Here is a 7,439-nt window from a genome sequence, read left to right on the forward strand (position 1 = left end):
AATGAAAATAAATAGATATAATTTAATAGATCTTTTAAAACAAGATTTTTTTAAATCTCAAATAATAATGCTTTGCTGCAGTGTGTTGTTAATTTCAACGTCATCATGTAGTGTTGATTTCATAGAAGTAGCCCCAGAGGACAGAATAGATACTGGAGCATTTTTTTCAAATTCAGATGAATTAGTATTTGCCGTAAATGGTGTATATGCTTCCCAAAGAGGAATTTATGGAGGCTTAAATTTTTATAATTTGCAAGAAACTCGTTCTGATAATGTAAAGAATAACGGAGCAGATCAAAAAGAAAGGGTTGAAACAGATACGTTTGAAGAAACTACTGGTAATTTGTTATTGGTTGATGCATGGGTTAAAAACTATATTTTAATCAATAATGCGAATACTGTTCTTGCCCGAGCACCAAGTATTCCTTTTGATAATAGTGTAGAAGAGGGTTTGATAAATAGGTCAATAGGTGAAACAAAGTTCATAAGAGCCATGGCATATTTCACATTGGTGACAATGTATGGTGAAGTTCCGTTAAGGTTGGACCCAACTACCGATTTTAATAATGCGAATCTGCCTAGAAGTAGTATAGCCGATGTATATGCGGCTATTGTATCCGATTTAAATGCAGCTATTAGTTCACTTCCAGATAGTTATACTGGGGGTGCGTTTAATGAAGTCGGGAGAGTAACCAAATTCGCTGCTCAAACCTTATTAGCAAAGGTGCAATTACAAAAAGGCAATAAGGCTGAAGCATCATCGACATTGCAAAATGTAATAGGAAAGTATAGTTTGTTAGCTAATTACGCCGATATACATGCTGCAGGTAATGACAATAGTGCAGAGTCTGTTTTTGAGATAACTTTTAATCCCTCAAACCAAACTGGTCTGGGTTTAAATAATTTATTTATTCCTTCTAGTGAAGCATCTCGTCTTGGTATATCGGCTGGTGGATTTGCTGGAATATTACCTTGTGCTCCAACTATAGATGTGACAAACATGTATGAAGTTGGTGATTTAAGAGCAGCCGCATCTTATAGTTCTTGGGATAATAATGGTAATATGGAAACCTATATTAGTAAGTTTATTGATTTAGCTGCTGCTGGTAGTGGAAGTAATATCAACTTGGTAGTTTTAAGATATGCAGATGTATTGTTAATGAAAGCTGAGGCAGACGGAGAAAATGCGGCGTCTTATGAATTAATTAACCAGGTGAGAAGAAGAGCTTTTGGCCAAGACTCTGGTACTTTAGATTCTGCCATAGATATTAGTGCGGCTTCTCCTGGAACTTTTTCAGAAAAATTAATGTTAGAAAGAAGGCGAGAATTTGTTTTTGAAGGTCATAGATGGATGGATTTAATACGATTACCAGATTCTGAAGCTTTAACAATTATCAATGCGCACATGGTAGCTGAATATAGTGGTGTTCTATATGGTGGTGGGGTGCCAAATGTGGACGCACACAGTTTAATTTACCCTATTCCTCAAACGGAAATAGATGTTGCAAATGGTGTCGTAACACAAAACCCGGGATATTAAAAATATGTTTATAAAATTTTAAGTGGTTGTTTGGTTTTTTTGTAATAAAAGCTGTTCATTTTTAAATTAAAAATTAAAGATAACAGCTTTTATACTTATATTATATTTTGGAAATAACTTCATTACAGCTATGTGGGGAAAATTGTGCCTTTTCATATTACTTTTAACTTCTTGCATGAGTAAGAAGAGCGAAATTATTGACTTGGAGGATTTATCTTTATTTCAAAAGGTTACTTCATCTTATAGTAACATAACTTTTACTAATAGTATTAAAGTTGATTTGGAGAATGGACAAAGTCTCTTCGATTACGATTATTTCTATAATGGTGCAGGTGTAGGTATTGCAGACTTAAATAATGATGGTTTACTAGATATCTTCTTTTGTGGTAATCAGGTTTCAAATAAATTATATATTAATAAAGGAGATCTCAAGTTTAAAGACATTTCCAAAACAGCTGGTATAAATATCAATAAAAACTGGGCTAGTGGCGTTACTTTTGCTGATGTAAATAATGATGGTTGGTTGGATATTTATGTATCTCAAGGTGGACCATTAGGCACAAATAGAAAAAATTCCTTATATATTAACCAGAAAAACTCAACCTTTAAGGAAAGTGCAGAAATTTACGGACTAAATGATACTGGAATTAGTACACAATCGGTCTTTTTTGACTATGATAATGATGGAGATTTGGATTGTTTGGTGATGAATGAAAATCCACTTTACGGAATACAACCACAAGTTTTTCATAAATACTTAAAAGAAGACCCTTCTATTCTTCCACATACAACCTCACGTTTATACCAGAATGAAAAAGAAAAATTTCATGATGTAACTAAAAAGGCAGGCTTGCTCTATCCCACCTTTGGACTAGGTCTTATGGCTAATGATATTAATAATGATGGTTGGTTGGATATCTATATTTCCAATGACTATTATATCCCCGATGCGCTATATATTAATCAGCAAAACGGAACATTTCTTGATGAAATAAAAAAATACACAAACCATACTTCTTTTTATGGGATGGGTGTTGATATGGCTGATATCAATAATGATGGTAACGAAGATATTTTTGGATTAGATATGGCTTCTCAAGATCACATTAGATCCAAAACACTAATGCCTTCCATGAATACAAAACTTTTTGATTTAATGGTCAGTAAACTTAATTACCAACATCAGTATATGTATAATTCTCTACAGCTTAGTAATGGTAATAATAAATTTGTCAACGTGGCACATCTTTCAGGGTTGGCCAAGACAGATTGGAGTTGGGCCGGGCTTCTAGCAGATTTTGATAACGATGGAGATCGGGATGTTTTTGTGACCAATGGATATAGAAAATATGGTACAGATAATGATTTTTTGAAATTAGTAAAAAAAGCAGAAAATAAATACCCAAAAAAATTTCCGTTGAGTTTAAAAAAACAATTGTATGACTCCATGCCATCAGAAAAATCAATCAATATTGCTTTTGAGAATAAGGGTTCACTCAGTTTTAAAGAGACTTCTAAAAAATGGGGATTCAATGAAGCTTCTTTTTCTAATGGAGCTGCCTATGGTGATTTAGATAACGATGGTGATTTAGAATTGGTAATCAATAATATTGATAACGAGGCTTTTCTATTTAAAAATCTTTCTGTAGAAAAAGAGCTAGGTCATTTCATTAAAATTAATACACAGGGGTTTTCTTCAGAAGCATTTGCTAAAGTGACATTAAAATATGGAGGAAAACAACAAACAGAAAAAATCAAGAGAGTTAGAGGTTATTTATCGGCCTGTGAAAATAGTGCTCATTTTGGAGTTGGAGATTATGAAACAATAGATACTGTTCGTGTAGATTGGCTCTCTGGTGTTTTTGAAGAGCGTTATAAAGTTAAGACGAACCAAATACTTGATTTTAAAGAAAGTAAAGCCAATTTAAAAATTAAAAAGAACAAGAATAATACACTTTCTCTTTTCGAAAATATAGATGCCGAAAGTATTCATTTGACGTATAAACATGTTGAAAATGTTTATAATGATTTTAATAAAGAAGTGCTACTTCCCTATAAGCAATCTACTCTTGGACCCTCTTTGGCAAAGGGAGATTTAAATGGAGATGGTAAAGAAGATATTTTCATTGGAGGAGCCAGTGGGCAAGCGGGACAAATTTATTTTCAAACACACAACGGTTTTACTAATATTCCTCAATCGGTTTTAATAGAGGATAATGAATATGAAGACATGGAAGCCGTTATATTTGACTTTGATAATGATCATGATAATGATATTTATGTAGTTAGTGGAGGAAATTCATTTAAATCAAATTCTAAACAATATATAGATAGACTTTATTTAAATGATGGAAAAGGGCAACTCACAAACTCTTCTGAAGCTATACTTAATGACAAACGTTTTAGCGGAAAGTCTGTTGCAGTAATAGACTACAACAAGGATGGCAATAAGGATTTAATTGTAACCAGCAGGATTGTGCCTCAGAATTTTCCTATATCTGGGTCCTCATTTATTTTTAAAAATGAGGCAGGAAAATTAAAAGATGTGACTACAGAAGTAGCTAAAGGTTTATCCAAATTTGGTATAATTAATAAAGTTATTGCTACCGATTTCGACAACGATGGTTGGGAGGATTTTATTGTGGTTGGTGAATGGACTCACATTGGGTTATTTAAAAATCATGAAGGTGTGTTCAAAGATATTTCAAAGGAAAGTGGCCTTAATGAACTTTATGGATGGTGGTTTACTGTTGGTGAAACTGATATTAATAATGATGGGTTAAAAGATTATATTATTGGCAATTTGGGGGAGAATAGTAAATACCGTGCCAGTAAAGAAAACCCACTTAAAATGTTTGCTGATGATTTTGATAAAAACGGTAATCTAGATATTGTGTTGAGTTATGATTATAAAGGAAAAGACGTGCCGTTAAGAGGGCGTGAATGCTCCTCTCAGCAAATGCCTTTTATAGCTAATAAGTTTAAAACTTATGAAAGTTTCGCTGAAGCATCTTTAAAAGATATTTATGGAGAAAAAATTGCATCAAGTTATTATTTAGAAGCAACTGAATTTCGATCCATACTATTGATAAATCAAGGAGAGGGGAAGTTTAAAATGAATTACCTGCCAGAATTTGCTCAAATATTTCCGCTACTTTCCTCTGATTTCAAAGACTTTAACGGAGATGGTTACGAAGACGCGATTTTGGCAGGTAACATATATAATACAGAGGCGGAAACTCCAAGATTAGATGGAGGAACAGGCCTTGTATTAATTTCAAATGGGAGGGATAATTATAGTTTCAAAATGATTAAAGAAACTAGCCTGTTTCTTACTGGAAATGTTAAGAATATAGCACTCTTTAATCATGAACTATCCAATCAAGAATACCTTATCTCATTAAAAAATAACGATAAGTTGTCCATTTTAAAAATAAAAGAATAATGTATAAACTAACAAAATACGGATTAATTATTATTACTATGTTGAGTTGTAAATTTGATAATGCTAAAAAGAAAACTGAAGAAAAGAACAGTATAGGAATACAAGTCAATTCCTTTAAAGCTGATTATGATTTTCTTCGCAAATATACAGATATCGTTCTTTTAGAAGATGAGAAAGGGAATGGAAAAGTAGCTATTTCTGCTGCACTCCAGGCTAGGGTTATGACAACGACAGCAAATGGTTGGTCAGGAAAAGGGTATGGTTGGATTAATAAAAAACATTTTATTTCTGGTGACACTTTGGAAAATATTAATATTTATGGAGGTGAAGAAAGGTTATGGTTTGGTCCTGAAGGCGGTCAATACTCTATTTTCTTTAAGAAAGATGCAGCATTCAACTTAGATAATTGGTTTACTCCAAAATTGATTGATTTGGAGCCTTTTGATTTGGTTGAGAATACATCTAAATATGCCATATTTTCTAAAACAGCTTCATTAACCAATTATGCAGACTTTATATTTAATTTTAATATTGAGCGTGTTATTTCTGTTTTATCTAAAGATGAAATTAACAGTGTATTGGAATTAGATGTTTCTAAAGAAATAAGCTCTATTGGATATCTAACCAAAAATACATTGAAAAACACTGGAGATAAACCTTGGCGAAAAGAAAACGGACTATTGTCCATTTGGCTTTTAGGGATGTTCAATCATACGCCTACTACTACAGTGGTTATCCCATATAAAAGTGGAGAAGATCAAGAATTAGGATCCGTTGTGAATGATGATTATTTTGGAAAGGTACCCGCAGATAGATTAAAAGTTGATGAAAATGCTATTTATTTTAAGGCAGATGGGCAACAAAGAGGAAAAATTGGTGTGTCCCCGCAACGGGCTACAAATGTTATGGGAAGTTACGATGATGTTAGTGGAACGTTAACAATTATAAAATTTAACAAACCAGCAAATGAAACGAATTATGTAAACTCTAAATGGGAAATTCAAGATAATCCTTTTGAAGGTGATGTCGTTAATTCTTATAATGATGGACCACCTGAACCTGGCGCAGCTCCGTTAGGACCTTTTTACGAATTAGAGACATCCTCTCCTGCAGCAGCTCTTGGTATTGGAAATTCAATATCTCACAAGCAATATACTTTCCACTTTGAAGGAGATAGGACAGAATTAAACACAATTTCAATGAAAATGCTAGGAGTTTCATTAGAAGAAATTAGTATGATTTTCAAATAATAATAGATGATATTTAATACACTTTTTGGCAAAATATTTAAAGTTTGTTTTTTATTAGGCAGTCTTGCAATATTTTTTTGGAGCTGTAAACACAAAGAATCTACACCTGAAATTACTCAGGATAATAATAGCGTAAAAATTGAAAACTCTAAAGTAAAAGCTGTTTTTAAAAAAGAAAATGGTCATATTTCACAGATTTTTTATGCCAAAAAAAATGATCAGTGGCAGGAAGTAGCTGCTGCCTTTGTGCCACCAGAAAAATTTCCCAGTGAAGCGGTTAAATTGTTTGATCAAGACCTAGTGGCACATAGGTACTTAAGCAATTCAATATTTAGTGATTTTTCATTGGAAGTTAATGAAAAGCAAAAGATTGTAATGTTTACAGGCTCAAAAGGTAATGTGCCAATAAAACAAACTATTACGTTATCAGGAGAAGAAGACTATTTTCATTTTGATGTATCCCTTACTCTATCAGACAGCATGCCTAAGCTAGATTATGCCCTTTCAACTTTTACATTCAATCTAGATCACGCTCCGTATTTTGTGCATACCCCAGGATTAAAATTTGACAATGAAGATTCCAAACAAAACAGGTTTAAACTATTACCGGGGAAAGATCAAATAATAGGCGACCGTTCTTATCATGCGCCAGCCATTATTGTACAAGAAAAAAATCTTTTTGCAGCACTTGTTCCTGATTTAAATGCCATAAATAAAAATAAAATCACCTCTCCTGATGCCCGGAAAATGACAGATATTGGTCGTAATATATTTTCAGTGCCATTTGAAGATGACAAATACACCATGCCTACAGGGTTGGATCTAAATGTGATGACAGGGTTGACCAAAAGACCGGTGATAACATATGGTTATATGGATAATATTATTGCACATCATATTCGTTACCAAAGAGTAAACGATTCAAGTATGGTCAGAAGTTTAAATAGTAACGAAGTAAAATATGAGTTTGACCTTTTTGTTGGAGCTGACATTACTGATAATATAGGATTTCAAAAGATTACAAGACACCAATGGAAAAAATTTGGTAAGCCTGTGTTTGATAACAGACCTCATTTGGCTATGCCGTTTGATGAGTATTTTAGAATTATCGACTCCATTACTTTTCATCCAACGACCTCTCCGGATACAACTACTGGAACAACTTATACTTCTTCAAATACTAGAACAACTATTGTTTCAGCTA

At 33.0% G+C, this 7,439-nt stretch carries 4 protein-coding genes; all 4 read left to right on the forward strand.

Going from position 1 to position 7,439, the window contains the following annotated elements; all coding sequences use genetic code 11:
• Position 1 precedes the first annotated feature (1 nt).
• On the forward strand, positions 2-1,540 hold the full coding sequence (locus tag AC34EU_RS07030) for a RagB/SusD family nutrient uptake outer membrane protein (RefSeq protein WP_489696138.1): 1,539 nt from the start codon (positions 2-4) through the stop codon (positions 1,538-1,540).
• A gap of 175 nt (positions 1,541-1,715) precedes the next feature.
• A complete protein-coding gene (locus tag AC34EU_RS07035) occupies positions 1,716-4,985 on the forward strand; it encodes a CRTAC1 family protein (protein ID WP_489696139.1) in 3,270 nt (1,089 codons plus the stop codon).
• Entirely contained in the window at positions 4,985-6,235 is a 1,251-nt protein-coding gene (locus AC34EU_RS07040) for a DUF6786 family protein (RefSeq protein ID WP_489696140.1), read from the forward strand. The genes AC34EU_RS07035 and AC34EU_RS07040 overlap by 1 nt, the downstream gene beginning before the upstream one ends.
• A 6-nt stretch (positions 6,236-6,241) precedes the next feature.
• Positions 6,242-7,439, forward strand: a 1,198-nt coding sequence (locus AC34EU_RS07045; protein WP_489696141.1) for a hypothetical protein, incomplete at its 3' end; no start/stop codon positions are given.

This window comes from Candidatus Marivariicella framensis (assembly GCF_982709265.1).

What these genes read in the sequence shown, in the direction of transcription:
- AC34EU_RS07030 (WP_489696138.1), top strand. Translation starts at nt 2, where the DNA reads ATGAAAATAAATAGATATAATTTAATAGATCTTTTAAAACAAGATTTT.
- AC34EU_RS07040 (WP_489696140.1), top strand. Translation starts at nt 4,985, where the DNA reads ATGTATAAACTAACAAAATACGGATTAATTATTATTACTATGTTGAGT.
- AC34EU_RS07035 (WP_489696139.1), top strand. Translation starts at nt 1,716, where the DNA reads ATGAGTAAGAAGAGCGAAATTATTGACTTGGAGGATTTATCTTTATTT.